The organism is Paenibacillus sp. DP01 (assembly GCF_044784315.1).
In the GTDB taxonomy this organism is placed as follows: Bacteria; Bacillota; Bacilli; order Paenibacillales; family Paenibacillaceae; genus Paenibacillus; species Paenibacillus polymyxa.
Window position 1 is genome coordinate 1,585,267 of the sequence record NZ_CP173059.1, and the last position, 26,771, is coordinate 1,612,037.

The following is a 26,771-nucleotide window of genomic DNA, read 5'->3' on the forward strand; positions in this document are numbered from 1 at the left end:
TTATTTAAGTATTATGGGTACAGTCACTTTCTGCTTATTCAACATTGAGTACAAATTTGTCGATGGCATGCTTTACACCGTCTTCGTTATTACTGCGAGTAATGTAATCAGCCAGCTTTTTTAAATCAGGAATCGCATTCTCCATCGCTATGCCAAGACCGGCACATTCCAGCATTTCATGGTCATTCCAAGAGTCGCCGATCGCAATGGTCTCCGACAGATCACAGCCAAAATGGTTTGCAAGGAAGGCAAGAGCGTGGCCCTTGGTGCCTTCATGATGCATAATTTCCAGGAAATGAGGCTTGGATTTTGTAATATGCACTTCACTGCCAAGCAATTCGCGAAGTTCGGGAATTAATTCGTCCAACACTTCCGGCTCGTCGATAATCAGCAATTTAGGAGCTGGTTGCTCAATAACTTTACTGAACACAGGCTCTACAAAATATTCTGTGTTGTTCAGCTCGGTGTAATCTTTAATTTTTTGATTATCTTCACGAGTGTACAATTTGTCATCTATATACGTTTGCAAATGCAGATTGCGTTCCACGCAGAATTCATACAGACGACGTGCAGCTACGAGTGGAACATAACGCTCATACAGCACGTTTTCGTCCAGCAGGTTTTTAACCAAAGCTCCTTGGTACGTAATGATCGGAACGTTCAACCCCGTCTGGCGTGCAATTTTGTGCGCGGAGGCATAAGCTCGTCCAGTAGCGAGAGTAACCACCACACCTTTAGCTACAGCAGCTTCCAATGCCTGTTGTGTCGCTGGAGTAACTTCTTTCTGGTCATTAATGAGAGTATCATCAATATCAATGGCAATTAATTTATACATATCGGTATTCTCTCCTTTATCTCTATCATGGGGCAATATTAAAATTGTATCTTATAATATTCAAAATGACAATATCGCATTGAAAAAGGGACGACGCCCATAAGAGCCTGTCCCCTTATAACCACTGAAGTATTGGCTTGAAACCATGGAAAAAAGTAACGCTTAGTCTTCCAGAAATACAAGTCCAACAAAGTCGTCCAGCTCAATATTACCAAAGTAATGCTTCAAATCGAGAGAGGATAAGGCTTGACGGACCTCACCTTCATCATAACGCTTGCCACGCAGGATATTTTCAATATCAGCGACATCACCTACACCGAAGAAATCCCCGTAGATTTTAATATCACGGATGTAGCCTTCCTTCAGATCCATGCGGATATCTATAATACCGACCGGGAATTTACGTGTGTGCTTGATATTGCTCTCAGGGGATAGACCATAGTTCCAATCCCACGATTGATAGCGTTCTTTGGAAATTTCATGGATTTTAGCCCAATCCGCATCGGTGAGCTTATATTGAGGCACCTGATCCAATTCTGAGCCAAAGATGGACCGCAGCAGTTCCTCGCGAAATTGTTCTATGGTCATCTCACGGTCCATCAGTTCGCTGATGTTAGCCACGCGGCTACGGACGGATTTTGTGCTTTTGGATTTAAATTTTTCGGGATTGGCGTGCAGCGATGCAGCCACATTGTCCAGATTCAGGTTGAACATCAATGTACCATGGCTGAACATACGTCCACGTGTGGCAAATTGAGCATTTCCTGAAATTTTACGTTCTCCGACTTGCAGATCGTTGCGTCCTGTCATTTCGGCTTCTACTCCCATTTGGCGGAGGGCGTCAATCACAGGTTGCGTAAATTTGAGGAAATTATGAAAGGACTCCCCGTTATCCTTGGTAATGAAGCTGAAATTTAAGTTACCGAGATCATGATATACAGCTCCGCCGCCGGACAGGCGACGAACGACTTGAATATTGTTGTCTCTCACAAACTCAGCATTGATTTCTTCAACGGTGTTTTGATGCTTGCCTATAATAATAGAAGGCTGATTAATGTAAAACAGCAGATAGCTGTCGTCCAGCGGTAGATGCTTGAGTGCGTATTCCTCAATAGCAAGATTAATGGCTGGATCGTGTATGCCCTGGTTGTCGATGAACAGCATGTCCATTCCTCCGTATATACAAACTGTGTATTTTATGTGTGCCTCCCCCTATTGTAACCCAAGTGAGCCATGTACAAAAGCTCATTTGCATTGACGGGACGCAAAAAGCAGCCTCATAATGGAGCTAAATGATTGAAAACGGGCGGAAAGGATATGAGGCAATGATAGAGGTTTACGGTCATGGCGGGGACAGGGAAACAGCTGCCGCGACATTTGGCGGAGCTGCGGCGGATTTTGTGGATTTTAGTGCAAATATTAATCCGCTTGGTCCGCCACCGGAGGTGCTTGAGGCACTGCAAAGCTCATTGGACACGGTGATTCGCTATCCTGACCCTGGGCATCGCCACTTTAAAAATATGCTGGCACGGCGGCTGCACGTTCCACCGGAGTCGCTGAGCATCGGTAACGGCGCTGCTGAAAGCATGGCGCTGCTGCTATTGGGCCTGGCTCCCAAGCGTGTGGGCACAGTGGAGCCGTGTTTTTCGGAATATGCCGAGCTGGCTGGCAAATTTGGAGCCGAGATCCACCGGGTATACGGGAAGGCTTCGCTTCAATGGAAGGCAGACGTGGAGGACATCCTTCAGCTCATGGAGCAGGTAGATGTATTGTTCCTTGGGCAACCGAATAATCCGAACGGTGTGCAATATGGTGAGCAGGAGCTATATGAACTGGCAGAGGCGGCTGGCAGAACGGGTACCGTGCTGGTGGTGGATGAGGCCTTTATTGATTTTATCCCACTGGAACGGCAAGTCTCATTATTGCCTGTGCTGGATCGCTATCCTCATGTGATTTTGATCCGATCGATGACCAAATTTTATGCCATTCCTGGCTTGCGATTGGGCTATGCGATTGCTCATCCGGACTATATCCGGCAAATGACGGCCAAACAGGTGACCTGGAGTGTTAATGGATTGGCGTTGCTGGCTGGAGAGGCGTGTCTGAGAAGTGGGCAAGCTTATGAGCGCCGCACACAGGAACTAATTGCGACGGAGCGCAGTCGCTTGCTGACTGCCTTAGCGGAATGGGGCTGCGGTGTCGTTCCCGGCGAAGCCAATTATGTGCTAGCAAGGGCGCCGGGAACGTGGAGTTCATCGGCTATTCAGCAGGCGCTTGGACAACGTGGGATTCTTATACGTAGCTGTGCCATGTATCCGGGGCTGTCGGCGAGCCATTTTCGAATTGCAGTCAAGGACGCCGAAGCCAATAATATGCTGCTGTCCGCACTCAGTGAAGTGCTGGAGGAGGAGCAGGGGCGTGATAGTTAGCTTGATCATAATGGCAGCCTATTTGCTGGACAGGCTAATCGGCGATCCGAGATGGTTGCCACATCCAGTCATTGGGATGGGACATGCCATTTCAGCATTGGAAAAAGCGATTCGTCGTAAGGTCCGCAGTGACCGGGGATTGAAACGTGCGGGTATACTGCTTCCACTCATTGTGGCAGGAGGCTCCTTTGGGCTTGCTTGGGGGCTATTGCGTGTGCTTGCCTGGATTCACCCATGGTTGTCTGTCGTCGTAGAAATTGTTCTGGTTGCAACCACAATTGCTTCCAAAGGACTAAAGGACGCAGGGATGGCCGTATACCGAGCGTTGCAGGCGAATGACCTGACTGTGGCACGTCGGGAGCTAGGCATGATTGTTGGGAGGGATACGCAGCAGCTTGACGAGCCTGAAATTGTACGCGGTACCGTCGAAACAGTCGCTGAAAATATCGTGGACGCCATTATTTCCCCGCTTTTTTATGCCCTGATCGGGGGAGCTCCCTTGGCACTGGCATATCGAGCTGTAAATACGCTTGATTCGATGGTTGGCTACAAAAATGAAAAGTATCTGCATTTAGGCTGGGCCTCGGCACGTCTGGATGATGTAGCTAACTACATTCCGGCTCGCCTGACAGCAGTTATGCTTGTGATAGCGGCGTGGTTGTATCGGCTGGATGCTGCAAGAAGCTGGCGCACAGTCAAGCAGGATGCGCGTCTGCACCCCAGTCCAAACAGCGGATTTCCCGAATCAGCGGTGGCAGGTGCCTTGGGGATTCGTCTTGGTGGCTATAACGTGTATCATGGCATACGCTCGTTTCGAGCATATATGGGCGAAGAGATACGACCACTGGAGTCGAAGGATATCCGGCATACCATCCGGCTGATGTTCGCCGTATCCACTATGTTTGTAGGGTTGTGTTTGTTGGGAGCTGCGGGGTGTTTTGCCTTGGGATGGATGCGGTGAGGAGTGACATTATTTTGAAACAAAATACAGAAGGGAAAAGAGTGCGAGAATGTGGACTAAGTCCGAACCCACAACAGGATAGTGAGCCGAATGATGCTAAAGAAGATCTGCAGTGGGACATGGAGCTCGTGCTAGTTCGTCATGGCACAACCTTATGGAATAAGGAACGTCGATATCTGGGACATGCCGATTTGAGTTTGCTGTCTGGAGCAGAGCAGGAATTAAAGCCTTTACGGGAAAAATTACAGGGCCAGTCCTTTGCTCAAATCTATTGCAGTGACTTGATGCGATGTCGCCAGACCTTGCAGATCATTTTGCCGGAGTCAGCAAAGACGTCTGAACGTTTCCTATCTGCTATGCCTCCCATGATGGAACCACGTCTGCGAGAACTTCACTTTGGCGAGTGGGATGGAAAAACGTATGACATGCTTAAGGATGTGGCGTTGTATCGCGCTTGGATTGATGAGCCGCAACGAATCACCCCGCCTGGAGGAGAGTCCTGGGTCCATTTTGTGAATCGTCTGCGTGAATTCCTTGACTCTCTGTTTGCGTGGCGCATTGCTTTGAAGGTTCAGCCAATAGAGTCGAATGCTGCACCGCCCTCTGTTTTGGTTGTCACGCATGGTGGAGTAATTCGCCAATTGGTTTGTATGCTGATACCAGGTCATGATTTTTGGAGTCTGAATCCAAAACCGGGAGAAGCGATTAGGCTTCAGTTAAGGCTGGCAGGACTGCACAATTGTATAGCAAAATTGCTTTTTCACTAGGGTAGTTGTGGCGAATCAAGCAGCTGTTTGGGTTGTAAGCTAACTCTTTTTAACCTATAATCATCAAGTAAAAGAACGGCTTGACTACACTACATCAAATATCCAGCAGACGAGGTCGGCGCCGTGTGAGGGAACTTGCTTTTCTTCATTGCGCTGTTAAAAGGGAAGTCGGTGTGAGTCCGACGCGGTCCCGCCACTGTAAATGGAAACATGCTCATTAGCCCTGTTACATGTGCCGCCAAGCATGTGAAAGAATATCAGGGCATGCCTCTTCCATAAGTCAGGATACCTGCCCGTCCGCCTGTCACCATAATCCTTCGAGGAAAGGATGACGTGTTCGCAGTGACTGTCCATGCGGAAAGAAGCTGCCCGCCTGCGCACGATCTGTGCTAACGTGACCCCTGTATCCTGATATGAGGATGCGGGGGTTTTTGATAGGAAAAGAAGGCTGGAATGAGGAAAATATCGGATGATGTTCAAGTAACGCTCTTAACGATTTTTGTATGAAGGGGTGCAAATCATGGCAGGCAAAAAAATAAAGGTATGGACAACAGGTCTATTGGCGCTGATATTGGCAGTTGTGCTGAGTGCATGTGGCGCGAATGGAAAAAATGTAGAAAATAAAGAGGGCCAAGCTTCTTCACAGCAGCCGGGACAGACCGTAACCGCACAAGAGCCTCCGGGCAAAACGGTTTACCCGCTAACGGTTAAGGATGCAACAGGACAGGAATTTACATTTAAAAAGGCACCGGACAAGATTGTTTCCGTCTCCCCGGCAGAAACTGAAGCGCTGTTCGCTATCGGATTGGATAAGGAAATTGTTGGTGTATCCGACTACTCTGATTACCCAGAGGCAGCTACGAAAAAGCCTAAAGTGGGCGGTATTATGAAACCGAACGAAGAGGCGATCATTGCTGCGAACCCGGAAGTTGTTTTTGCAGGAATTTCACTTAGTGAACAGGCTACGACTAAGCTGCGTGACATGGGAATTATGATTTTTAAAACGGAACCGAAAACCGTTGAAGATGTCACAGCTAACATCGAATTGTATGGGAAAATCACCGATCATCAGAAAGAAGCGAGAGCGGTGACCGACAAGATGAGAGCAGATGTAGCGGAAGTGAAAGAAGGAGTTAAAAATATCGGCAAAGGGCAGAAGCTACGGGTATACGTCGAATTTTCACCAGGCTGGACAGTGGGTAAAGGCGAGTTTATGGACGAACTGATCACATTGGCGGGCGGCGAAAACGTGGGTGCCACGCAGAAGGGCTGGTACCAAATCAGTGAGGAAAATATTATAGCTGCCAACCCTGACGTGATTTTATACAGCAAAAGTGTGAAGGATGACAAAACAGGCCAGTCCCTCGGCGATATCATAAAAGCTCGTAGTGGATGGGATCAAATATCGGCTGTTCGTAACAATCGTGTATTTGCCGTGGATGATAATTTGATTAGCCGTCCAGGTCCACGCGTAACAGAAGGACTCAAGGAAGTAGCCAAGGGCGTGTACCCTGAAATTTTCAAATGAACCGTAGACTGATCGGTTTTGGGGGGACTGGTCTTGTCTTGCTGCTGCTGACGCTGCTGCTCTGTCTTGGCATCGGCTCGGTCAGTCTTCCGGTCAGCCAGATCACAGGTATTTTGATCAACCACCTACCGTGGTTAGATGATACGTTTACACCGGATTGGAATACATCTGCAGAGCAGATTATTTTGAAGGTCAGACTGCCAAGAGTGTTACTGGGAATGTTGGTCGGAGCAGCGCTGGCGCTGGCGGGAGCTGGATTTCAGGGTGTGTTGCGTAATCCCTTGGCTGATCCCTATACCCTTGGGGTATCCTCGGGAGCTTCGGTAGGAGCGGCAGTGCTGATTTATTGGGGGCTTCAATTTTCATTTGTGGGTATATGGACCCTTCCGCTAGTCGCATTTATAACCGGCATGCTGACGCTGTGGATGGTGTTGACGTTGGCGCGTGAAGGTGGGAAAATTCCGACCCAAAGCCTCATTTTATCAGGTGTGGTGATGCAATTTTTTGGGGGAGCCATTGTTTCTTTTCTGGCAGCCATGTCGAAGGAAACAGTCAATGAAATATTGTACTGGACGTTGGGAAGTCTTAGTCTGCGAGGTTGGTCATATACGGGAATTCTTTTACCTTACGTGATCGTTGGGCTGGTGTTTCTATGGAACCGGGCACGGGTGCTGAATATTCTGGCTTTGGGTGAACGTCAAGCGGCTCATATGGGGGTTCATGTAGATGCGACGAAGCTATCTGTCCTGATCATATCTACCTTGCTGACAGCTGCCGCTGTCTCAGTATGCGGAGTCATTGGCTTTGTCGGACTCGTTGTACCACATATCATTCGTCTGGTGACAGGTCCCGATTACCGGATGATTGTTCCGTTATCTGCACTGGGTGGAGCTATTTTTATGGCTTGGGCAGATACGGCGGCTCGCACGTTGTTGGCCCCAACGGAAATTCCTCTGGGCGTTATGACGGCCTTTGTTGGGGCGCCGTTCTTCGCGTATCTCCTGTACCGGAACAAGAAGCTGCGCAGGGGGGATCTGTTGTGACCGAACAAAGTGAAACACAGAAGGTGGATGATCGGGCGCTAGAGGTAGCAGGTCTTACCCGTGCTTATGGAGAGTTCCATGTGTTGAAGAATATTAGCTGGAACGTAGACGAAGGAGCTTGGTGGGGGATCATTGGTCCGAATGGGAGTGGTAAATCGACGTTGCTGCATCTGCTTTCTGGCGTAGATCAGCCGACTTCTGGAAGTGTTCATATCTATGGCAAAAAGGTCGGTAGCTACAGCAGAAAAGAGCTTTCCCGACTTGTAGCCGTACTCCAGCAGGAGGGCATTCCTCCAGTGAGATACACGGTCAGGGAAGTTATAGAAATGGGGCGGTTTCCTCATCAGGACTGGCTAGGCAGGGAAAAGGGAGTTGATGTGGAGGCGATTACGGATCGGGTCCTAGAGCGATTGAGTCTAACTTCACTGGCCGACAGAACATTGGACCGCTTGAGTGGAGGGCAGCGACAGCGTGTAGCTTTGGCAAAGGTGATGGTGCAGGAACCACAGATATTGCTGCTGGACGAACCTACGACCTATCTGGATTTGCGCTATCAGCTTGAATTTATGGAGTTGTTGGCAGAATGGCGCCAAGAAACGGGCGTGACGATCATTGCTGTCCTGCATGATCTTAATTTGGCGGCACAATTTTGCGATAATTTGCTTGTACTTAAGGATGGAATGGTTGAAGGATTGGGTAGTTCATCGGATTTGCTAACAGAGGACCGGATTCGGCGTGTATATGGTGTGGAGCCTGTGATGCTTCCGCATCCCGATAGCGGTGTGCCGCAGCTCTTGCTGCGCAGAAGCGCTGCGTCTACAGCAGATCAATAGGAGATTGGGAACATACTAAAAAGAGCAGGGAGTGGAAGGTATGAACGACAAGCTGCGTCAGCTGATCGATAGCATAGCCCAGCCGGATGGAGTGGCGGCTTCGGCAGCGTCAGCACATTTGGACCAATTAACAAAGCCACCTGGAAGTCTTGGAAAGCTGGAGAGCTTGGCCATCCAGCTAGCAGGAATTACTGGCGTGGACAAGCCTGAATTTGATCGTAAAACGGTGATGGTCATGGCTGCGGATCATGGGGTGTGTGAAGAGGGAGTTAGCGCCTTTCCAGCTGAGGTTACGCAGCAAATGCTGTATAACATGCTGTCAGGCGGCGCAGCAATTAATGTGCTGGCACGTCATGCAGGCGCTGATGTCCAGGTAATAGATGTTGGCGTGAATGCGGACGTTGCTCACCCGGATTTGGTGAATCGTAAGGTGCGTATGGGCACTTCGAATATGGCTAAAGGGCCAGCCATGCTGCGTACGGAAGCGGAACAAGCGGTTTTGGCCGGAGCTGAAGCCGTAGCAGAAGCGGTTAAAGGTGGCACACGGCTATTCGTTACCGGAGAGCTAGGCATCGGGAATACGACAGCCAGCGCTGCGGTTGTATGTGCGCTCACCGGACTTGAGCCGGAAGTGATCGTGGGTCGGGGAACGGGTGTAGATGTGGCGGGGCTTACCCGTAAAATAGCCGTTGTCTGCCGCGCATTGGATGTGAATCAGCCGGATGCCAATGACGCACTGGACGTGCTGACCAAGGTCGGCGGTCTGGAGATTGCCGCTCTGGCAGGCGTCATCCTCGGCGCAGCCGCGCATTGCTGTCCAGTGGTGCTGGACGGCTTTATTTCCGGCGCGGCAGCCCTTGCTGCACGCGCGCTTGCGCCTGCGAGCGCGGCGTACATGCTTGCTTCGCACGCCTCGGACGAGCGTGGACACGCGGCGGTGCTTCGCCAGCTCAAGCTAGAGCCCATGCTCCATCTGGACATGCGGCTCGGTGAGGGCACGGGCGGTGCGCTGAGCTTGCACCTGATTGATGCGGCGTGCCGCATTATGCGCGAAATGGCGACCTTTGCCGATGCAGGCGTATCGGACGGTCAGGGAGCCGCGCAGCTATGAAGGCGCTCGTGACCGGCGGGGCACGCAGCGGAAAAAGCGGCTTTGCCGAGCAATTATGCATGGCGCGCGCTCCGCGCGCCTGCTATATTGCAACGGCCCAAGCCTATGACGTGGAGATGAAGGAGCGTATCGCTCTTCATCGGCTCCAGCGCGATTCTGCCGGGTATGACTGGCAGACGCTGGAGGAAGCGCAGGCGCTGCCGGAGCTGCTGCGGCGTCTTGGCGACGATCAAGCGTTGCAGCCTGCGCCTATGGTGCTGGTCGACTGCCTGACCCTGTGGCTGTCGAACGTGCTGCTGGCCGCAGGTGAGGACGGCGAAGCTGCGGCCAGAGCCGCCATGGATGAACTGGCGGCAGCTGTGGAGCAGTATCCGGGATCGCTCGTCATCGTAACCAACGAGGTCGGTGACGGTATTGTACCAGAATATCCGCTTGGAAGGCTGTACCGGGATTTGAGCGGGATTATGAATCAGCGGATAGCCCGTGTTTGTGGCGAAGTTTTTTTAGTGACGGCGGGCATTCCCGTAGAACTTAAACAGTTGGAATATAAGCTATGAGCCGCGAACGTCAGGCTGTTGCTGCGGCTTTTCAATTTTTAACCCGTCTACCGGTCAAGGCGGAGCTGGATTTTTCCCCGGAGCTGCTGAAACGCAGTGCAAGCTATTATCCGCTGGTTGGAGTCATTATTGGTATTATCGTCTGGGGCATTGCGGCGCTTACGGCTATGGTGCTGCCACCGCTGCCGTGTGCGATTCTTACCCTTGCTGTCTGGGTGTGGTTGACGGGCGGACTGCATCTGGACGGGTGGATGGATGCGGCTGATGCCTTGTTTAGCTACAGGTCCCGTGAACGGATGCTGGAAATTATGAAGGATAGCCGTGTAGGAGCAATGGGTGTTATTGCTTGTGTGCTGCTACTCATGCTCAAGGCTTCTTTGTTGTATACCGTGCTGGTTGAGCGAAATGCGTCCGGCTTGCTGATACTTCCGATGGTTTGGAGCCGTTGGTTTATGGTACATGCGATGAGGCGCTGGCCTAAAGCCCGTAACGATGATGGGCTGGCGGCGCGTTTTGCTGATATGAACGGTAAACGTGTCGGACTGGCCGTATTCTGGGCAGTATTAGTGACGCTATGCGCTGCTGCAGGGCAATATATCTTTGCAGGTTTAGCTACAGTAACAGAGGAAGCAGGGGGCCTATCGTTAGCAGGGGCATACTTACAGATGCATCTTTCGAATTCTGGGTCTTTTCCAATCTGGCTAGGATTTGCATTGCTTCCGCTTTTGGCCTACGGAGCTGGAACCTTTGTTGCAAACCGTATTAACCGCCGCCTTGGGGGACTTACGGGGGATATATACGGAGCTTTGAACGAATTGCTGGAGACGGTTTTGTTGCTGTTTATTGTCATTTTGTACGGGTTGTGACCCAATTTGAAATGAATTCGTTAAAGGGGAAGAGGCAATTGTCAACTTTCGAACCGTCCCGCACGAACCCGGCAGCTATATTGATGCTTCAAGGAACAGCGTCGGATGTGGGCAAAAGCGTAGTAACGACTGCACTGTGCCGGATCTTTCTGCAGGACGGCTATCGTCCCGCACCGTTTAAGTCACAAAATATGGCGTTAAACTCTTATGTTACTGAGGACGGCAAGGAAATTGGACGTGCTCAGGGTGTGCAGGCCGAAGCCTGTGGTATTGAGGCGACGACCGATATGAATCCAATTCTGATTAAGCCGGTCAAGGACATGCACTCACAAATTGTTGTACACGGTGTACCTTATGCCTATATGAGCGCCTCTGATTACCGAAAGGATTTTTTGCCACAAGCCAAGCATACCGTTATGGATGCGCTGAATCGGCTGCGTGATACCTATGATATTGTGCTTATGGAAGGGGCGGGCAGCCCAGCAGAGATTAATTTAAAGGACCGCGATATTGTAAATATGAACCTTGCAGGCTGGGCGGATGCTCCAGTATTGCTGGTTTCGGATATTGACCGGGGCGGTGTCTTTGCCTCTCTGGTAGGGACTATCGAATTGCTGGAACCCCATGAAGTACAGCGTATCCGTGGATTTATCATTAACAAATTCAGAGGCGATTTGTCCCTGCTTCAACCGGGATTAGACTGGCTGGAAGAACGGACAGGTATTCCTGTACTCGGTGTACTGCCCTATTTACCGGACATTCGCATTGAAGCAGAGGATTCGGTCGTACTGGACAAGAAGCCTAAGCAGTCAACAAAAGATAAAGAATTAGATATAGCGGTGATACGCTATCCGCGTATTTCCAACTTTACGGACACGGATGCTTTGGCTGCAGAGCCTGACGTGAGTGTACGTTATGTCACAGAGGCCGGACAATTGGGCGTACCGGACGCTATTATCTTACCGGGAACCAAAGACACCATCGGAGACCTGCTGGAATTGCGTGAAAGAGGGCTGGAGGAAGACATTCGAGAGGCCATGAAGACGGGACGCACACAACTGGTTGGTATTTGTGGGGGCTATCAGATGCTGGGCACAGCGCTATTTGACCCCGATGCCGTCGAATCTGGGTTGCCGCAGCAGGCAGATGGATTAGGATGGCTAGCTCTATCCACGACCTTCTTAAAGGAAAAGCAAACCGTGCGTGTTCAAGGAACCCTGTCTAATCATTGCCCGCTTTTGCTAAGCGCTGCACCTGATTCAGATTCTGCCGCCAAGCCAATCATTGAAGGTTATGAAATACATATGGGTGTTACGGAGTATGTCACGGAACCACATGTATCTATAGACAGGACTCCAGACTCAACGAATATGAAAACATTATTCCAGATTAAGCGTGGGGAAGGGGCCGCCTTTGAGGAAGGTTGGGGCACGATTGACGGTAAGGTATGGGGAACCTACTTGCATGGTGTGTTTGATAATGACCGTTTTCGCCGGTCCTGGTTGGATGGATTGCGACAAGCCAAGGGCTTGGCAGCTTTAGATAGCACTTTTACTGTACGTGAAGCCAAGGAACAAGAGTTTGACCGTGTCGCAGAGGTGGTACGCGCTCATTTAGATATGGAGCAAGTTTATCGCATTCTGGGGATGGATTCATAAACTTCTTCATGGAAGATCCTTTAAATCGCTTTTAAAAAATAAAGAGGTATCTCTACAGTCATTTTTGTGACTGAGAGATACCTTTTTTAGCAGCTCAGCTTACTTAATTTTAAATTTTTGGACCGCCTTTTGCAGCTCAGTTGCTTGTTGGCTTAATTGACGAACAACCTCACTGTGGCTTTCCATTTCATTCAGTTGCTCGTCGGCATTTAAACCGATCTCCTGAATCATATGCTGTGCATTGGCAGCAATGAGAGCTGTTTCTTCCACGGAAGCAGATACTTCCTCCGAGCTGGCGGATACTTGCTCTGTTGCTGCGGATACGGTTTGAATCGTAGCGTTGATCTTTTGCATGAGCTCACTTAGCTGGTTAAAAGCGAAACTCGCCTGCTGAACCATTTCTGTTCCCGAGTGAATCTCACGGCTAACCTGGGTCACAGAGTCCACAGATTGCTGCGATACTTCCTGAATGGTAACCAAGTAGTCCGAAATTTCCTGTGTTGCTTCTTTGGATTGCTCTGCGAGCTTGCGAACTTCCCCGGCAACTACAGCGAAGCCCCGTCCATGCTCGCCCGCACGGGCAGCCTCAATGGAGGCATTCAGGGACAACATTTGAATCTGCTTTGTAATATCGAAAATTGCAGAAACGATGCTACCAATAGCTTCTGAGCGTTCATTCATACTATGTATGTATCGAAGCGACTCATCAGCGGCATGTCCTACCTGTGACATTTGAGCTACAGCTTTTTGAGCAAGCGTATTACCGTTAACCGTTTCTTTCGTCGCTTCACTGATTTGATCAGATACATCATTGGCAGAGGAAGCGATATGCTGAACACCTTGAGCAATCTCCTCCATAGCCTGCGCATTTTCAGCAGCAGCAGAAGCGATGCTGTTGCTGCCCTTGGCTACTTCTTCAGCGGCAGCTGTAGAGTCCTGCACTTTTACACTCATAGCCTCAGTCCGACGAAGCAGCTCGTCCGACCCTTTAACAACTGCACCTGATGTAGTAAGCACATGGCCAATCATTTCTTTCAAGTTATGAGACATAGATTGGAAGCTGCGGGCAAGTTGAGCGATTTCATTAACTCCATGAACCTTCGTGTCTTGTGAAAGATCACCTTGGGCAATTTTTTCGCTATGACGAACCAATTCGGCAATGGGCTGTACAACTTTACGTATGACAAGGGTAGAAATAACTCCGCCCAGTATAAGTGTTGTCAGTGTAATACCTATGCAAATCCATAGAATTTGTTGGGATTTTTCCTGTACGAATCCAACATCTTCGTTCACGCCAAGAATCAGATTACTGCCTGATATGGCAAAGAAGGCGGTTTTGTGTACTCCGTGCGAGTCGCTGTAAATGCCACTGATATTCATCTCGCCTTGTTTGGCTTTTTTAATATCCTCAACAGGAACGAGGGTATCCTTGACCTTATATGCTGATTTTACGTTTCGTGCGACAACTTCGGCCTTACCATCATCCTTCAGCACCGCAATATATGCGGATTCTAATTTGAGGGTGTCAACCTTGTCCTGAAGATAAGCTTCCATCTGCATAGCAGAGCTGGAACCAGACCCACTTCCTTGCCCAGCTTGAACAGCTAAGGAAATATTGAGATCCTGATACACATTTTTAGCCCCAGTTTCTAGCAATTGGTCTACTTGAGGCATGACACTGCTATTAATGATACTCATGGAAACTGCATAAAAACTGATGCTGAACAGAAGAGACGCAAAGAGCTGAATGAGCAAAAACATAATTCGTAGCTTTGCGCCAAGGGAACGATTAAAACGCTTCATGAAAATTCTCCTCTCACATGATGGTGATAAAACAGACGAATTGCCCTGCTTGATGTAGGCCGCTTGTCCAATGAGATACTAGACAGCCATGATCTACTTGTTTCCTTTCTTTGCTTGAAGAAAAGACTGAAAATGTTCGGATTCTATGTATATTTCAGCTGTATTCAAGGGACAAGAATGAGAAAGGGAAGTAATCCATGATTTACTAAAAAGTAGGTTAGACCTATTTTACATAATTAACAGACGGTTGAATAGTCATATTTGCCCAAAAACAAACAAAAAATATATAACTATGGTCTTAGGTGTTTAGATGTAAGTTTGATGTAAATTATCAGGAGTAAAAAATTAAAATGCTTTACCTGTGCTTTTATAACTATTGTAAAAAAGAAGGAATATAAGTAGTATAAGGAATGCTACTTTTTACAAGCTTCTTCTAAGCTAGCTTTAGTACGTTCGAATGTGGTCTTCAATATACATATAAAAGGGGTAAAGGCAGTTATGGATCGTGAATTACTTTCTAAGGAAATAAACTCGGAGGTAGAAGGAGAAGATAAACAGGAACCGACTAGAAACAAAGATAAAGCGAATAGAGGAGGCAATCCGTTCAGCCGCCTGTTTGATTTTATCTCAGGTGTATTCACTCCGTGCTTGCCATTGCTAATTGGTGGAGGAATCATTCAGGTGATTGCGCCTGTTTTATTGTTCTTAGATTTTTTTTCTGATACTCAAGTTTCCACTGTTTTAGGGTACATTGGTGGGGTCGTATATTATTTTTTGCCCGTTATGATAGCGGTAAATGCGGCAAGAAAGCTTGGTAGCAATTTATTTAATGCGGCGGCAATTGCGGCCTGCTCATTTCATCCTGGCATTATAGAACTGCTGCAATCCAGCCTAAAAATGAACTCAGACGATTTACCCGTGGTGGAGCCGCAGTATGTTGCTTCTTTTATACTGATCCTTATTGTTGTCTGGCTTGCATCAAAGATTGAAAAGGGATTGAGTAGGTTCGACCGCTATTCTATTCAACTATTGGTCGTTCCGACATTGACGCTTATCATTATTGTGCCTTTATTACTGTTTGTTTTTGGTCCGCTGTGGACGACCCTGGCTCATAACTTGTCAGATGGTCTTGCTTCACTGTTTGACGATGCGGAAGTATTTGCGGGTCTGCTGTTTGGCGGGACGATACCTGTGCTCAATTCTACGGGCATGCAATATATGATGTCGATGAACATAATAGAATCCATAGCTACGAATGGCTATGATTCTATTACTCCTGTTGTTGGGGCAGCAGTTATGGCTCAGGCAGGCGCGGCCTTTGGTGTATGTGTTAAATCCAAAAATGCCAAAGTCAAAACACTAGCTGCTTCCACAGGCATATTGGCTATGTTTGGAATCATTGAACCGGCATTATACGGCGTTAATGTGCGCTTCAAAAAACCGCTTATCGCGGGACTGGTCGGCGGGGCTGTTGGCGGGGCGTGTATGTGTCTGTTTGAAGTGAAATTGACTGCTTTTACAGCCTTATCTGGCTTGCTTAGCTTACCACTGTTTTCCGACGCTACATTTGTTTACGCCATTTTGAGCATGCTGATTTCGTTCGTTACGGCTGGCGTAATTACGTATTTTATGGGCTTTGTGGACGAAAAAGAGGAGCGATCCAAAATTGCATCCGATCCCGCATCAGTGCTTCTTCGGATTTGAATGTGGAAAAGAGCTCTAACAGTTAAGGTGCAGCGACAGCACTTAATTACATCATGAAAGTGTTTACAAAAAATCTTGTCAGCTCAGTGTTTATATGATACTATGATGACAGTTATTCAAAACTGCACAATCATGGATTGTTACTGAGCATATCGGGCAAAACCATAAACAGGCACTTTGTGTCAGTTTTGGTGTTGCCTTTTTTTTACTACTCCAAGCGGCTTAAGGTGATGGAATGAAGATAGCAAAGGTGCTGAATAATAACGTCGTAACGGTCATTGATGAACAGCAGAAAGAATTAGTCATTATGGGAAGAGGAATTGCTTTTAAAAAGAACACAGGCGATGAGATTGAAGAGGAGAAAATCGAGAAAATTTTCAAGCTTGAAAGTACCGAGGTTTCCCGTAAATTGATGACCCTGATGTCTGATATCCCTATTGAGTATGTTGAAATTTCTGATGAAATCATCCAATATGCCAAAACGATACTTGGTGTAGAGTTGCATGACAGCATCTATATTTCGCTGACAGATCATATCCATTTTGCCATAGAGCGTTATCGTTTGGGTATGGACATCAAGAATGCACTTTACTGGGAAATCAAACGAATGTACCGCAAAGAATTCGCGATTGGAACCAAAGCATTACACATGATTCAGGACAAGCTGGGGGTTACACTTCCAGATGATGAAGGGGCGTTTATTGCCTTACATTTGGTGAATGCACAGCTTAACAGTGAAATGCGTGAAACGATAACCCTGACTAATATCGTCAAGGATATCATAAACATTGTAAGCCGCTTTTTTGTAATGGAGCTGGATGAAGAGTCGTTAAGCTATTACCGCTTTATTACACATCTCAAATTTTTTGCCCAACGGGTTATGAACGGAACTCCTGTACAAAATACAGATAATTCGCTTCATGATATGGTTAAGGTACAATATAAGGACGCTTATGCTTGTGCGGAAAAAATAAGAGATTATACGTCTAAGATCTATGGTCGAAGCTTATCCCAGGATGAGATGCTGTATCTCACGATTCATATCGAACGCATCATTAAAAATCAATGATTTTATAGATGATCAGGGATTTAGGATTGCTACTTCTAAACCAGAAGGCAAAACCTGAATGCTGAAAGAAGATTGGCTTTTATAAAGCTGTCTGCTTTCTGTATTCAGGTTTTTTTTATTCCCAAATTTCACACTATATACCTTAAATAGAAAAGAGGAATGCCTCATGGATCGAAATCAATTATCCAAAGAGATACTTACATTGGTCGGTGGAGAAGAAAATGTAGAGCAGGTCATTCACTGTATGACGCGCTTGCGTTTCAATCTTCATGATGATAAGAAAGCTCAAAAAGAGCAGTTGCAAAAAACGGATGGTGTCATGGGAGTCATGGAGAGTGGCGGCCAGTTTCAGGTGATTATCGGTAATGATGTAGCTAATGTATATAAATCGTTGGTGAGCAACATGTCCAAGGCACCGCAAAGTGAAACAGGCGCAAGCACTGCATCCAAGAAAAAACAAAACCCGATCAGCCAACTGTTCGACTTTATTGCGGGTATGTTTACACCTATTTTGTCTGCGATCACCGGTGCAGGTATGATCAAAGGGATCATTGCCCTATTGGTAGCTATGCACTGGATGTCTGACAAGAGTCAAACCTATACGATTTTAGCCGCAATAGGTGACGGTGCGTTCTACTTCCTGCCGATTATTTTGGCTGTGAGTGCGGCTAGAAAACTCGGTAGCAATATGTTTATTGGTGCGGCGATTGGTGCTTCAATTTTACATCCAGACATTACAGCATTACTGGCTTCGAATGTGAAGGTTAGCTTTATTGGCCTTCCGGTGACAGCGGCTACGTATTCGTCGACCGTTATTCCAATTGTTATCGCGATCTGGCTGGCATCCTATGTTGAAAAATTCATTGATAAGTATACTCATGCATCACTGAAGTTGCTTGTTGTTCCAACACTGACTCTATTGATTATCGTACCATTGACGTTGATTGCTGTAGGGCCGCTCGGCTCCATTATTGGTAATGGCCTGTCAGGGGGGATATCTTGGTTGTTTGAAAATACAGGTGCGCTTGCAGGTCTGCTGCTGGGCGGTACCTTCTCCCTGATCATTATGACAGGTATGCACTACGCGTTGGTTCCTATTATGATCGGATCGATTGCAACGTTGGGCTATGATTACATGATTCCAATTATGGGAGCAGCTAACTTGGCTCAGGCTGGTGCAACACTTGGCGTATTCTTGAAATCCAAAAATGCCAAAGTCAAAACAGTGGCCTTCTCCACGAGCTTGACAGCTATTATGGGTGTAACCGAGCCTGCAATGTATGGTGTGAATATGCGGTTTAAAAAACCGTTTACGGCAGCGTTGATCGGCGGAGCTGTCGGTGGGGGCTTCATGAGTTTGTTTGGTACAAAAGCGTACGTCGTTGGGGGACTCGTTGGTTTGCCTGGTCTGGCTATGTTTATTGGACCGACTTTCTTGTACGCAATTCTTGGTCTCATTATTGCATTTGTGGTTGCTGCGATTGTTACCTATGTGATCGGTTTTACAGATGAAAAGAACGAAGAAGCGACACAAGCAGCAGATGCTGCTGGCGAGATCTCTACTGAGGAAGTAGCACAATCTGCGATAAGCTCACTGCCAAAAGGTGAGAAAATCCCGGTATTCAGCCCAATTGTGGGTGAAGTTAAACCGCTCAGTGAAGTCAATGATCCTGCATTTTCTCAAGAAATTATGGGTAGAGGATGGGCTATTGAACCCTCCGAAGGTCGGGTTGTTTCCCCAGTTGAGGGCACAGTGTTCTCCATTTCCAAAAGTGGGCACGCTGTAGGTTTGGTGAGTGATTCAGGACTTGAAATGCTCATTCACGTAGGGATGGACACTGTTAAACTAAAAGGACTTCATTTTACACCTCATCTTAAAGCAGGAGATCGCGTAAAGGTAGGCGATCTTATACTGGAGTTTGATCTGGTGGAAATCCGCAAGGCTGGATACGAAACGATAACGCCTGTTATTGTTACAAATGTAGATCAGTTTAGCGAATTGGAGCCCGCAGGGAATCAGCATAAAGTCGTTAAGGAACAGGAACTGTTATATACAGTGATCGTCTGACAGTCGAAAAATCTACGTATACATTGAATACGAATCGTTGTGTTCAGGATAACAAACAGCAAGCCTTCATCTTACGAAGGCTTGCTGTTTGTCGTTTTCATAAAATCTAAGGCTGAAGCAGTTTTATTATTTTTATTTCAATAAAACCTACAAAAATAGTTGGCTTTGTGATATAGTAATCTTCGGATTGAAGGGTCACTTTAGAAAACATCTTACGTTTAAGTTTGGAGGAAAAGATATATGGATACCTTCTTTATTATTTTAAATGTTATCGTGCTGCTTGCACTGCTCGGCGTGTTGGTCTGGATGCAGAAAAAGCGCATCTCTTTTACAAAAAGAGTTTTTACCGGGCTCGGCTTCGGACTGATCTACGGGGCTATTCTTCAGTACGCTTATGGGGCTGGCTCAGAGGTCATTACCAAATCGGTCGATTGGTTCAACCTTGCAGGTAATGGTTATGTCCGTTTGCTGCAAATGGTCGTTATTCCGCTTATCATGGTGTCGATTATTTCGGCTATTATGAATTTGAAGGGAAGACAGAATCTAGGCAAAATAAGCGTGTCCATTATTGCAGTGCTACTGATTACAACGGCGATTGCAGCTTCCGTAAGTATTGTAACCAGCCTGTCTTTTGATCTAAAAGCAATTGAGATTCAAAGTGGTGAAAAGGAGCAAGCGCAGGGACTGAAGATGGAAGAACGCCTGGGAACAGTTCAGGATATGACTATTCCGCAGCAGGTGCTGGAATTTATTCCTTCGAATCCTTTTGAAGATATGACAGGGGCACGCCGTACATCGACGTTGGCAGTGGTTATCTTCTCAGCCTTTATCGGGGTGGCAGTACTCGGATTGGATCGTAAAAAACCGGAGCAGGCGCAAACCTTCCGCAAAGTGATCGACGCAGTGTACGCTGTAGTGATGCGGATTGTAACGCTGGTGCTAAGATTGACGCCTTACGGTATTTTAGCACTGATCACGAAAGTTGTAGCTACGACAAATCCGGATGAAATCTTGAAGCTGATTAAGTTTGTACTTGCTTCTTATGTGGCTTTATTGGTCATGTTCGTTATTCATCTTATTTTGCTGGCCTTGTTCGGTTATAATCCAGTGACATATGTGAAAAAGGTATTGCCTACGCTGGTTTTTGCTTTTACGTCTCGTTCCAGTGCAGCGACCATTCCATTAAATGTTGAAACACAAACGAAAAAGCTTGGTGTGTCCGACGGCATCGCAAATCTGTCCGCGACCCTGGGTGCAACCATTGGGCAAAACGGCTGTGCGGGTATTTATCCTGCCATGCTGGCGGTCATGATTGCTCCAACGGTGGGCATAGATCCTACAAGCTGGGATTTTATCCTCACACTTATTCTGGTTGTTACGGTGAGCTCGTTCGGTGTGGCAGGTGTAGGCGGGGGTGCCACTTTCGCTTCCCTGATCGTGCTTTCTACCCTGAACCTTCCCGTGGCCTTGGCAGGATTGCTCATTTCGGTTGAACCGTTAATTGATATGGGCCGTACCGCGTTGAATGTTAATGATTCTATTACCGCAGGCCTTATCTCTGGCAAAGTACTCAAGGAGAACGATCAAGACGTGTTCAACAACCATGGCACGGATCTGGATGCAGCGGCACACTCTTAAGTAAAAGATAGACGAATGGTATACACTGCAGCCTCATATCGCATTTATCGCATATGTATATGTAACACATGCAGTGTGCACCTCCATACTCAGAGCCTACCCTAAGGTCGGCTCTTTATTTTGGGCTGGTGGCAGTGTAAATTATAGCTGTTCACAAATCCTAATCTATGATACATTAAAATAATGTTTTTCCGGCTTGTTCGGATGAACCGCGGTTCGCAACCATCCCGCGCTATCAAAACTAGGAGGATTTCATGTTTAATCTGTTATGGGGGGCAGCATTTGTCCTCGTCAATTTTATGTTCTTTTTGCTATGTTATCGGTTGTTTGGTAAAAAAGGGCTATACGCCTGGATTGGCGTTGCTACTGTATTGGCCAATATTCAGGTAACCAAAACCATTGATCTGCTCGGCATTACCACGACATTGGGAAATACAATGTATGTTTCTATGTATATGGCCAGCGATTTACTAAATGAAAAATATGGGCCTAAAGAGGCGCGAAAAGCTGTGTGGTTTGGCTTTTTTACTCTGATTATGACGACGATCACGATGCAGATGGTGCTGTTATTTGAGCCTACTGCAACCGATTTTGCCCAGACACCGATGCAACAGCTCTTCGGATTGTTGCCAAGGCTTGCGCTTGCCAGCTTGACAGCCTATGCGGTCAGTCAATTGCTGGACGTGCGTCTATATGCCTGGATTCGCAAGTTTTTCCCGGAGCGTCATCAGCTCTGGATTCGCGGCAATGGCAGCACGATGATCAGCTCGTTTATAGACACCCTCATTTTCTGTAGCATTGCCTTTTACGGCTATGCGTGGGGGATATGGATCGAACTGCTGTTCACCACCTACATCTTAAAATTTGTACTGACTGCGGCAGGTACACCGATTTTATACATCGCACGTAATTTCCGTTTGATAGAAGAGGAGGGGCAAACCCTCAAGCCTTAATTGGCTTGGGGTTGCCCCTCTTTTTTTTCGTACTTTTAACATATCAATATAAAGAATAGCAATAGATTACCCCAGCACGGTCAGTTCCTTCGGAAAGGAAGTCAGCACTTCAACACCCTCAGAGGTGACCAGAACGTCATCTTCAATCCGCACCCCCCCCAGACCTGGTACGTAGATGCCGGGTTCGATCGTGAACACAAACCCTTCATGAAGCAGATCGTTATTGCCTCCGTGTACAGATGGATATTCATGAACACTCATACCAAGACCATGTCCAACCCGATGGTTAAAAGCAGGGCCATATCCAGCGGCTTCAACAACGGCTCGTGCTGCCTGATCTACGGATGCGCAGGAAACTCCCGGGCGAATGGCGGCAATTCCGGCTTCGTTTGAGTGAAGAACCGTATTATATATCGTTTCCAACTCAGTTGACAGCTTGCCAAAGGCAAAAGTGCGCGTAATATCCGAAGCATAACCATCGGAATATACACCCATATCAAACATGAGCAGATCACCGTGTTGCAGCTTGCGGGTCCCTGGGACACCATGTGGCAAGGCTGTTTTGGGTCCAGACAACACTGTAGTGTCAAAGGATGGACCATCTGCACCGAGTTTTTTCATCTGGTATTCGATTTCGGCTACCAACTCGACTTCGGTCACCCCTTCGCGAACATGGGTTAGGCCGTGACGAAGAGCATCTTCCACCAAACGAGCTGCATGCTTCAGACGTTGTACTTCCTCAGGAGTTTTTCTCACGCGCATGTCTTGAAGCACCGGACCCAAGTCAACATATTGAGCAGCGCCAATGGCAGTATGTAGTTGTTCGTAACGGAGGACGGAGACGTGTTCCTTTTCCAGTGCGAATGCTTTCACTCCGGTACCTGTGCGTTGGCGTAACAGATCATACGGATTGTCCGTATCGGTGTGGGTGGATATACGCGTCACCGAGGAAGCAGCTTGGGCAGCTTCTGCGTCCAGGGCTGGTACAATTAGTTCTGGTTCTTGGTCACGAAGCAGCACGAGCCCTAGAAAACGCTCGTGCGGATCACTGGCGAAGCCTGTCAGGTAGTAAATATGTTTGGGATCGGTCACAAGTAGGCCATCCCAAGCTTGTGACTTCAGTTCATCATACAATCTGGTAATTTTATCATTCATAGAGTCTCATTCCTTTCTGTCCATTTATTCATTATAGCTCTTATTACATCATAATTTATATGGCTTATTCTCTTGACTGACTTAATGCTTGCAGATGTGCCTGCACATTCTGATCATAGTAACCACCATGGTAGCAGAGTACCTTATCTACATCCAATACGGTCAGTTTATCGAGGCTCTTCAGAGCCAACGGCATATCCGGCGTAGCCGACTCAGCGGGACCGACCAGCTCACCCTCGACTACACGCAGTTCATCTGCTGCCAACAGCAGCTTGTGTGCAGGCACATACAAGCTGATATGTCCGGGCGTGTGACCAGGTGTATGAATAATCTGTATGCCTCCACCATAAGGCAGATGTTCACCGTCCTCAAGCATATGAGCAAAGCGCAAATCTGGCAGGCGGCGAATCATATCCTCTGCTTGTTGCTTGAGTGCAGGCTCCATCAGATTGATGCGTTCCGGCGTCAGCTTTATAAATGGTCGTTCTCCTGTCATATATGGAATGTCATCCTTATGGGCCAGCAGGGCAGTGTTCGGTAGCAAGTCCAGCAGTGCTTGAACATTTCCGATATGGTCAATATCCTGATGCGTTATAATAATTCTTTTCAGACGGCTTATATCCTCACCCACATCTGAAATAGCCTTGCGCAGAGGCTCCAATTGGCCGAGCATGCCCGAGTCTATCAATGTAAGTCCATCCTCGTCCTTGAGCAGTACAGGATGAATGATCGAGTGTCCAAAAAAAGGTCCCATAGACACTTCCAAAATCAAAATTTGAGTTCCAATATTCATATTAAGCTGCTTCGGATTCCTTTGACTCCGAAGCATACCTCCCGTCTCATGTTGTTAAATTGGTTAATGTAGTGCTGGCTTATCTTCAAATTCTATTATAAGACCCTTTGGGGTTAATCCGCAAAACAACTCGATATGGCTGTTCCGGCGCTTGTCCTGTACAATAAATAAATCACCACAATAGGGGGCAGATACGATAATGAACAAGGACCAATCTTTTTCCATTGAATTTGCATGCAGGGAGGATCTCCCCGATATTGTGGATATTTATAATTCTACGATTGCAGGACGAATGGTCACGGCAGACCTGGAGCCTGTGACAGTGGAGAGCCGCATTCCATGGTTTGAAGCTCATCAGGAAAACCACCGCCCTTTGTGGGTACTAAGACAAAAGGGGAACATTGCCGGATGGGCCAGCCTTCAGTCCTTTTATGGCCGTCCAGCTTATAACGGTACAGCAGAAATTAGCATTTATGTCCATGAGGATTCTCGTGGAACCGGCACTGGAAGCCGTCTGGTACAGCATTTGCTAAATGAATGTCCTAGACTAGGAATTACAACGTTGTTGGGGTTTGTATTTGGTCATAATGAACCGAGTATTGCGCTGCTGCGGAAGTTTGGCTTTGAGCAGTGGGGATACTATCCACGTGTTGCCGTGCTGGACAGCATAGAGCGAGATCTGGCTATATTAGGTAAGCGAGTAGATTAATATTGAGCTACACAAAAAGGCTGTCCCCACCATCGTCTCATACACTGTCAGTGTGGCGATTTTGGGAGCAGCCTTTTTTACTTTGTTATTTCTTCGTTTTTAACGCTGAGGTTTAAAACGTACGTTGTGAAAGATTTGATTAAGCACCTCAGAGATCACCAAACCGACTGCTATTGCCCCGGCGATCATGAGTGTGCTCATGGCCAGCTCCAGTGCCTGAGGATAATGTTGTTGTACGAACTGGCGCATGGCATTATAAGCCATTCCTCCTGGCACCAGGGGAATCATGCCTGCCACGCTGAAAATAATCACAGGCATTTTGTACAGTCTAGCAAAACCTTGACTGACGATGCCGATAAGGATCGTGGCTAAAAGGCTGGCGCTCACAGGTCCCATGCTATCCGTGGTTGAGTAATAGACAAGCCAGCCCAGCATACCGACAAAACCACATTGCAGCAGCGAACGCCGAGGAGCGTGGAACAGTATACCGAAAGCAGCGGTGGCAATAAAGCTTGTGAATAATTGTGCAAGCATAAGCTTGAATCTCCTCCAAATTACATATAAGAAATGATAACTGCAACACCAGCACCAATGGCGAAAGACGTCAAGCAAGCATCTGCACCTTTGGAAAGCCCTGAGACTAGGTGCCCGGACATTAAATCCCGAAGGGCATTTGTAATTAACAAGCCCGGCACCAGTGGCATAACGGAGCCAATGATAATTTTATCCATCATCTGACCCCCGCCAACAATCACTAACAGAGCCGCCAGCAAGCCGATTAGAAAAGATGCAGAAAATTCTGAGAAAAACTTAACCTTAACGAGCCTGTGGAAATATTGTAAGGCTGCAAATCCGATACCGCCGCACAACACAGCTCCGGGGAAATCTCGCCACACTCCACCAAACATGATCATAAAGCAACCGCTGGCCAACGCTGCAGCGATCAGTTGTACACGATTGGAATAGCGGAGGGGACCACGTTCAATTTCCGAAAGCTCTTTTACGGCTGCGCTGGGAGACAAAGTGCCTGCGCTGATTTTACGTGAAATGGAGTTCACCTCGGTCACCTTGTGCAAATCTGTAGTCCGCTCTACGATCCGGATTAGCTTGGCAGGTTCCGAATCATTAATGGCAAAAAAAATTCCAGTGGGTGTTACATAGCTATGGGACTGGGATATGCCATAGGCTGAAGCAATGCGGGACATCGTGTCTTCAACACGATAGGTCTCGGCTCCATTTTGCATCATCAGTTTGCCTGCTAGCAGACAAACCTCAACGATTTCAGGAGTAGGATAGGAATGATTATTCATGCTCGCTCTCTTTCATGCGCCCCAGGTCGTTCGACCCTGTTGTTTTCATTTATTGTAGCACAAAAAGCCGCCTTTTCAGAGGCGGTTAAATTGGGGGAATCTATGGAGTTTATCGAGATTCTATCGTATCGGGAATAACGGTATAGTAGGACTCCTCTAGGTATGTTGCGGCCTCAGACAAGCCCATCAGCCTAAGCTGTCCTGTTACAAAAGCTCGAAGGGCTGAATGGGTGAACAGATGCCGTGTCTGAGCATCCCGAATAAAAGCTAGTCTGGCTTCACGCGAACCGCTGCGGAACAAATCACGTACAGCTTCACCTTGTTGTTCCCAAAGGAATGGCTCCGTTACGTTCAAGAAGTCGCTCTCAATAGAAGAGCTACGCTTTAAAGAAGAAGGTGCCTGAATACCCAAGCCATTCAGTGTAGGAGCAACTTCATTTTGCTTACGCTCTGTTCGCAAGCTGTCGATGTAGGCGGCCATATCTTGAATCGGCAGAATGCCAAAGCGCTCCCGAAAGCATTTGCGTACAAACGCGGTACGTTCATCCACAGCCTGCGGAGGACGCTGACCAGCATGTCCAGAATAGTCTGCTCCACTGGCATAGTATCGTTTTAATGAACTGTTTTCTGTATAAACAACACTTAAAAAATCCTGCAAATGGCGGGCAACCACCCATACCCCTGTCCAATCGACGGGAGAGACGCATACAATCGGAGCCTGTGAAAGGTCCTTTTCAAGACCAAAATCGGTTAAAAAGCCATAATGTATCCCGTCCACTCCAGCGTGGGCAAAAGGAATAACATCAGGCGGTGTAGCCATATATCGCGGAGCGCGGCCTTGTTCCATAATCAATCCCAAATCAAAACTCAGAGAATGCCGGTTCGCTTCAAGCTCCTGTTCAAACTCTATAAGTGCCTCAATCAAAGGTGTGGCTGATCCATAGGCTAGGTTAGAACCGGAATCCATTGTGTATACCTCCC

The 26,771-nt window shown here is 47.5% G+C and carries 24 protein-coding genes and 1 riboswitch; of the genes, 16 read left to right on the forward strand and 8 right to left on the reverse strand.

All coding sequences use genetic code 11. From position 1 onward, the window contains the following. Window positions 1-34: 34 nt before the first annotated feature. On the reverse strand, window positions 35-835 hold the full coding sequence (locus ACH59B_RS06820) for a Cof-type HAD-IIB family hydrolase (RefSeq protein WP_016820665.1): 801 nt from the start codon (window positions 833-835) through the stop codon (window positions 35-37). Between the two features lie 162 nt (window positions 836-997). Further along, window positions 998-1,999 (reverse strand): lipoate--protein ligase, encoded by a 1,002-nt coding sequence (locus ACH59B_RS06825; protein ID WP_013369984.1) that lies wholly within the window; start codon window positions 1,997-1,999, stop codon window positions 998-1,000. A gap of 161 nt (window positions 2,000-2,160) precedes the next feature. Here ACH59B_RS06825 and cobD point away from each other — a divergent pair, with 161 nt between their 5' ends. The 10 genes from cobD to ACH59B_RS06875 all read left to right on the forward strand — a co-directional run bounded on the left by cobD (window position 2,161) and on the right by ACH59B_RS06875 (window position 12,588). Beyond that, window positions 2,161-3,264 carry a threonine-phosphate decarboxylase CobD gene (gene cobD / locus ACH59B_RS06830; protein WP_126666668.1) on the forward strand — a complete coding sequence of 368 codons (1,104 nt, stop codon included), beginning with the start codon at window positions 2,161-2,163 and terminating at the stop codon, window positions 3,262-3,264. Then, entirely contained in the window at window positions 3,254-4,225 is a 972-nt protein-coding gene (cbiB, locus tag ACH59B_RS06835; RefSeq protein WP_025364341.1) for an adenosylcobinamide-phosphate synthase CbiB, read from the forward strand. The genes cobD and cbiB overlap by 11 nt, the downstream gene beginning before the upstream one ends. 14 nt (window positions 4,226-4,239) lie before the next feature. Further along, the gene (locus ACH59B_RS06840) at window positions 4,240-4,992 is read left to right on the forward strand and encodes a histidine phosphatase family protein (protein ID WP_107733974.1); all 753 of its coding nucleotides are present in this window, start codon (window positions 4,240-4,242) and stop codon (window positions 4,990-4,992) included. Window positions 4,993-5,087: 95 nt separating this feature from the next. Then, window positions 5,088-5,304, forward strand: a riboswitch (cobalamin riboswitch). A 208-nt stretch (window positions 5,305-5,512) separates the two neighbouring features. Continuing rightward, window positions 5,513-6,520 carry an ABC transporter substrate-binding protein gene (locus tag ACH59B_RS06845; RefSeq protein ID WP_107733973.1) on the forward strand — a complete coding sequence of 336 codons (1,008 nt, stop codon included), beginning with the start codon at window positions 5,513-5,515 and terminating at the stop codon, window positions 6,518-6,520. Beyond that, on the forward strand, window positions 6,517-7,563 hold the full coding sequence (locus ACH59B_RS06850) for an iron ABC transporter permease (protein ID WP_107733972.1): 1,047 nt from the start codon (window positions 6,517-6,519) through the stop codon (window positions 7,561-7,563). The genes ACH59B_RS06845 and ACH59B_RS06850 overlap by 4 nt, the downstream gene beginning before the upstream one ends. Next, window positions 7,560-8,396 (forward strand): ABC transporter ATP-binding protein, encoded by an 837-nt coding sequence (locus ACH59B_RS06855; protein WP_039276927.1) that lies wholly within the window; start codon window positions 7,560-7,562, stop codon window positions 8,394-8,396. The genes ACH59B_RS06850 and ACH59B_RS06855 overlap by 4 nt, the downstream gene beginning before the upstream one ends. Window positions 8,397-8,436: 40 nt before the next feature. Beyond that, complete coding sequence (gene cobT / locus ACH59B_RS06860) at window positions 8,437-9,507, forward strand: nicotinate-nucleotide--dimethylbenzimidazole phosphoribosyltransferase (protein ID WP_126666667.1); 1,071 nt, start codon at window positions 8,437-8,439, stop codon at window positions 9,505-9,507. Further along, on the forward strand, window positions 9,504-10,064 hold the full coding sequence (cobU, locus tag ACH59B_RS06865) for a bifunctional adenosylcobinamide kinase/adenosylcobinamide-phosphate guanylyltransferase (protein WP_126666666.1): 561 nt from the start codon (window positions 9,504-9,506) through the stop codon (window positions 10,062-10,064). The genes cobT and cobU overlap by 4 nt, the downstream gene beginning before the upstream one ends. Then, a complete protein-coding gene (cobS, locus tag ACH59B_RS06870) occupies window positions 10,061-10,930 on the forward strand; it encodes an adenosylcobinamide-GDP ribazoletransferase (RefSeq protein WP_404303516.1) in 870 nt (289 codons plus the stop codon). Before cobU ends, cobS begins: the two co-directional genes overlap by 4 nt. Window positions 10,931-10,968: 38 nt before the next feature. After that, window positions 10,969-12,588, forward strand: a complete 1,620-nt coding sequence (locus ACH59B_RS06875; protein ID WP_019686602.1) for a cobyric acid synthase — start codon at window positions 10,969-10,971, stop codon at window positions 12,586-12,588. Between the two features lie 99 nt (window positions 12,589-12,687). Here ACH59B_RS06875 and ACH59B_RS06880 read toward each other — a convergent pair whose 3' ends face one another. Next, window positions 12,688-14,391 (reverse strand): methyl-accepting chemotaxis protein, encoded by a 1,704-nt coding sequence (locus ACH59B_RS06880; protein WP_019686603.1) that lies wholly within the window; start codon window positions 14,389-14,391, stop codon window positions 12,688-12,690. A gap of 498 nt (window positions 14,392-14,889) precedes the next feature. Between ACH59B_RS06880 and ACH59B_RS06885 the strand changes: the two genes are divergently transcribed. The 5 genes from ACH59B_RS06885 to ACH59B_RS06905 all read left to right on the forward strand — a co-directional run bounded on the left by ACH59B_RS06885 (window position 14,890) and on the right by ACH59B_RS06905 (window position 21,823). Beyond that, window positions 14,890-16,095, forward strand: coding sequence for a PTS transporter subunit EIIC (locus ACH59B_RS06885; protein WP_049789177.1), 1,206 nt, complete (start codon window positions 14,890-14,892; stop codon window positions 16,093-16,095). Between the two features lie 235 nt (window positions 16,096-16,330). After that, on the forward strand, window positions 16,331-17,164 hold the full coding sequence (licT, locus tag ACH59B_RS06890) for a BglG family transcription antiterminator LicT (RefSeq protein WP_404303517.1): 834 nt from the start codon (window positions 16,331-16,333) through the stop codon (window positions 17,162-17,164). 166 nt (window positions 17,165-17,330) lie between these two features. After that, window positions 17,331-19,232, forward strand: a complete 1,902-nt coding sequence (locus ACH59B_RS06895) for a beta-glucoside-specific PTS transporter subunit IIABC (protein ID WP_404303518.1) — start codon at window positions 17,331-17,333, stop codon at window positions 19,230-19,232. Between the two features lie 240 nt (window positions 19,233-19,472). Continuing rightward, complete coding sequence (locus ACH59B_RS06900) at window positions 19,473-20,870, forward strand: L-cystine transporter (protein ID WP_016820649.1); 1,398 nt, start codon at window positions 19,473-19,475, stop codon at window positions 20,868-20,870. Window positions 20,871-21,124: 254 nt separating this feature from the next. Then, a complete protein-coding gene (locus ACH59B_RS06905; RefSeq protein WP_016820648.1) occupies window positions 21,125-21,823 on the forward strand; it encodes a queuosine precursor transporter in 699 nt (232 codons plus the stop codon). 66 nt (window positions 21,824-21,889) lie between these two features. On the opposite strand, the gene ACH59B_RS06910 is transcribed toward ACH59B_RS06905, so the two are convergent. Then, window positions 21,890-22,978 (reverse strand): Xaa-Pro peptidase family protein, encoded by a 1,089-nt coding sequence (locus ACH59B_RS06910; protein WP_164964819.1) that lies wholly within the window; start codon window positions 22,976-22,978, stop codon window positions 21,890-21,892. Window positions 22,979-23,042: 64 nt separating this feature from the next. Continuing rightward, on the reverse strand, window positions 23,043-23,807 hold the full coding sequence (locus ACH59B_RS06915) for an MBL fold metallo-hydrolase (protein ID WP_019686607.1): 765 nt from the start codon (window positions 23,805-23,807) through the stop codon (window positions 23,043-23,045). 163 nt (window positions 23,808-23,970) lie between these two features. Between ACH59B_RS06915 and ACH59B_RS06920 the strand changes: the two genes are divergently transcribed. After that, complete coding sequence (locus tag ACH59B_RS06920; protein ID WP_017426577.1) at window positions 23,971-24,480, forward strand: GNAT family N-acetyltransferase; 510 nt, start codon at window positions 23,971-23,973, stop codon at window positions 24,478-24,480. A gap of 99 nt (window positions 24,481-24,579) precedes the next feature. On the opposite strand, the gene ACH59B_RS06925 is transcribed toward ACH59B_RS06920, so the two are convergent. From ACH59B_RS06925 to ACH59B_RS06935, 3 genes are all read right to left on the reverse strand, one after another. Next, window positions 24,580-25,014, reverse strand: coding sequence for a threonine/serine exporter family protein (locus ACH59B_RS06925; RefSeq protein ID WP_017426578.1), 435 nt, complete (start codon window positions 25,012-25,014; stop codon window positions 24,580-24,582). A 20-nt stretch (window positions 25,015-25,034) separates the two neighbouring features. After that, window positions 25,035-25,790: a threonine/serine exporter family protein gene (locus ACH59B_RS06930; RefSeq protein WP_016820643.1), complete on the reverse strand. Its 756-nt coding sequence runs from the start codon at window positions 25,788-25,790 to the stop codon at window positions 25,035-25,037. Between the two features lie 109 nt (window positions 25,791-25,899). Continuing rightward, window positions 25,900-26,757 carry a hypothetical protein gene (locus ACH59B_RS06935; RefSeq protein WP_017426580.1) on the reverse strand — a complete coding sequence of 286 codons (858 nt, stop codon included), beginning with the start codon at window positions 26,755-26,757 and terminating at the stop codon, window positions 25,900-25,902. Window positions 26,758-26,771 lie beyond the last annotated feature (14 nt).

What these genes read in the sequence shown, in the direction of transcription:
- ACH59B_RS06820 (WP_016820665.1), bottom strand. Translation starts at nt 835, where the DNA reads ATGTATAAATTAATTGCCATTGATATTGATGATACTCTCATTAATGAC.
- ACH59B_RS06825 (WP_013369984.1), bottom strand. Translation starts at nt 1,999, where the DNA reads ATGCTGTTCATCGACAACCAGGGCATACACGATCCAGCCATTAATCTT.
- cobD (WP_126666668.1), top strand. Translation starts at nt 2,161, where the DNA reads ATGATAGAGGTTTACGGTCATGGCGGGGACAGGGAAACAGCTGCCGCG.
- ACH59B_RS06845 (WP_107733973.1), top strand. Translation starts at nt 5,513, where the DNA reads ATGGCAGGCAAAAAAATAAAGGTATGGACAACAGGTCTATTGGCGCTG.
- ACH59B_RS06850 (WP_107733972.1), top strand. Translation starts at nt 6,517, where the DNA reads ATGAACCGTAGACTGATCGGTTTTGGGGGGACTGGTCTTGTCTTGCTG.
- cobT (WP_126666667.1), top strand. Translation starts at nt 8,437, where the DNA reads ATGAACGACAAGCTGCGTCAGCTGATCGATAGCATAGCCCAGCCGGAT.
- cobU (WP_126666666.1), top strand. Translation starts at nt 9,504, where the DNA reads ATGAAGGCGCTCGTGACCGGCGGGGCACGCAGCGGAAAAAGCGGCTTT.
- cobS (WP_404303516.1), top strand. Translation starts at nt 10,061, where the DNA reads ATGAGCCGCGAACGTCAGGCTGTTGCTGCGGCTTTTCAATTTTTAACC.
- ACH59B_RS06880 (WP_019686603.1), bottom strand. Translation starts at nt 14,391, where the DNA reads ATGAAGCGTTTTAATCGTTCCCTTGGCGCAAAGCTACGAATTATGTTT.
- ACH59B_RS06885 (WP_049789177.1), top strand. Translation starts at nt 14,890, where the DNA reads ATGGATCGTGAATTACTTTCTAAGGAAATAAACTCGGAGGTAGAAGGA.
- licT (WP_404303517.1), top strand. Translation starts at nt 16,331, where the DNA reads ATGAAGATAGCAAAGGTGCTGAATAATAACGTCGTAACGGTCATTGAT.
- ACH59B_RS06895 (WP_404303518.1), top strand. Translation starts at nt 17,331, where the DNA reads ATGGATCGAAATCAATTATCCAAAGAGATACTTACATTGGTCGGTGGA.
- ACH59B_RS06900 (WP_016820649.1), top strand. Translation starts at nt 19,473, where the DNA reads ATGGATACCTTCTTTATTATTTTAAATGTTATCGTGCTGCTTGCACTG.
- ACH59B_RS06905 (WP_016820648.1), top strand. Translation starts at nt 21,125, where the DNA reads ATGTTTAATCTGTTATGGGGGGCAGCATTTGTCCTCGTCAATTTTATG.
- ACH59B_RS06910 (WP_164964819.1), bottom strand. Translation starts at nt 22,978, where the DNA reads ATGAATGATAAAATTACCAGATTGTATGATGAACTGAAGTCACAAGCT.
- ACH59B_RS06915 (WP_019686607.1), bottom strand. Translation starts at nt 23,807, where the DNA reads ATGCTTCGGAGTCAAAGGAATCCGAAGCAGCTTAATATGAATATTGGA.
- ACH59B_RS06920 (WP_017426577.1), top strand. Translation starts at nt 23,971, where the DNA reads ATGAACAAGGACCAATCTTTTTCCATTGAATTTGCATGCAGGGAGGAT.
- ACH59B_RS06925 (WP_017426578.1), bottom strand. Translation starts at nt 25,014, where the DNA reads ATGCTTGCACAATTATTCACAAGCTTTATTGCCACCGCTGCTTTCGGT.
- ACH59B_RS06930 (WP_016820643.1), bottom strand. Translation starts at nt 25,790, where the DNA reads ATGAATAATCATTCCTATCCTACTCCTGAAATCGTTGAGGTTTGTCTG.
- ACH59B_RS06935 (WP_017426580.1), bottom strand. Translation starts at nt 26,757, where the DNA reads ATGGATTCCGGTTCTAACCTAGCCTATGGATCAGCCACACCTTTGATT.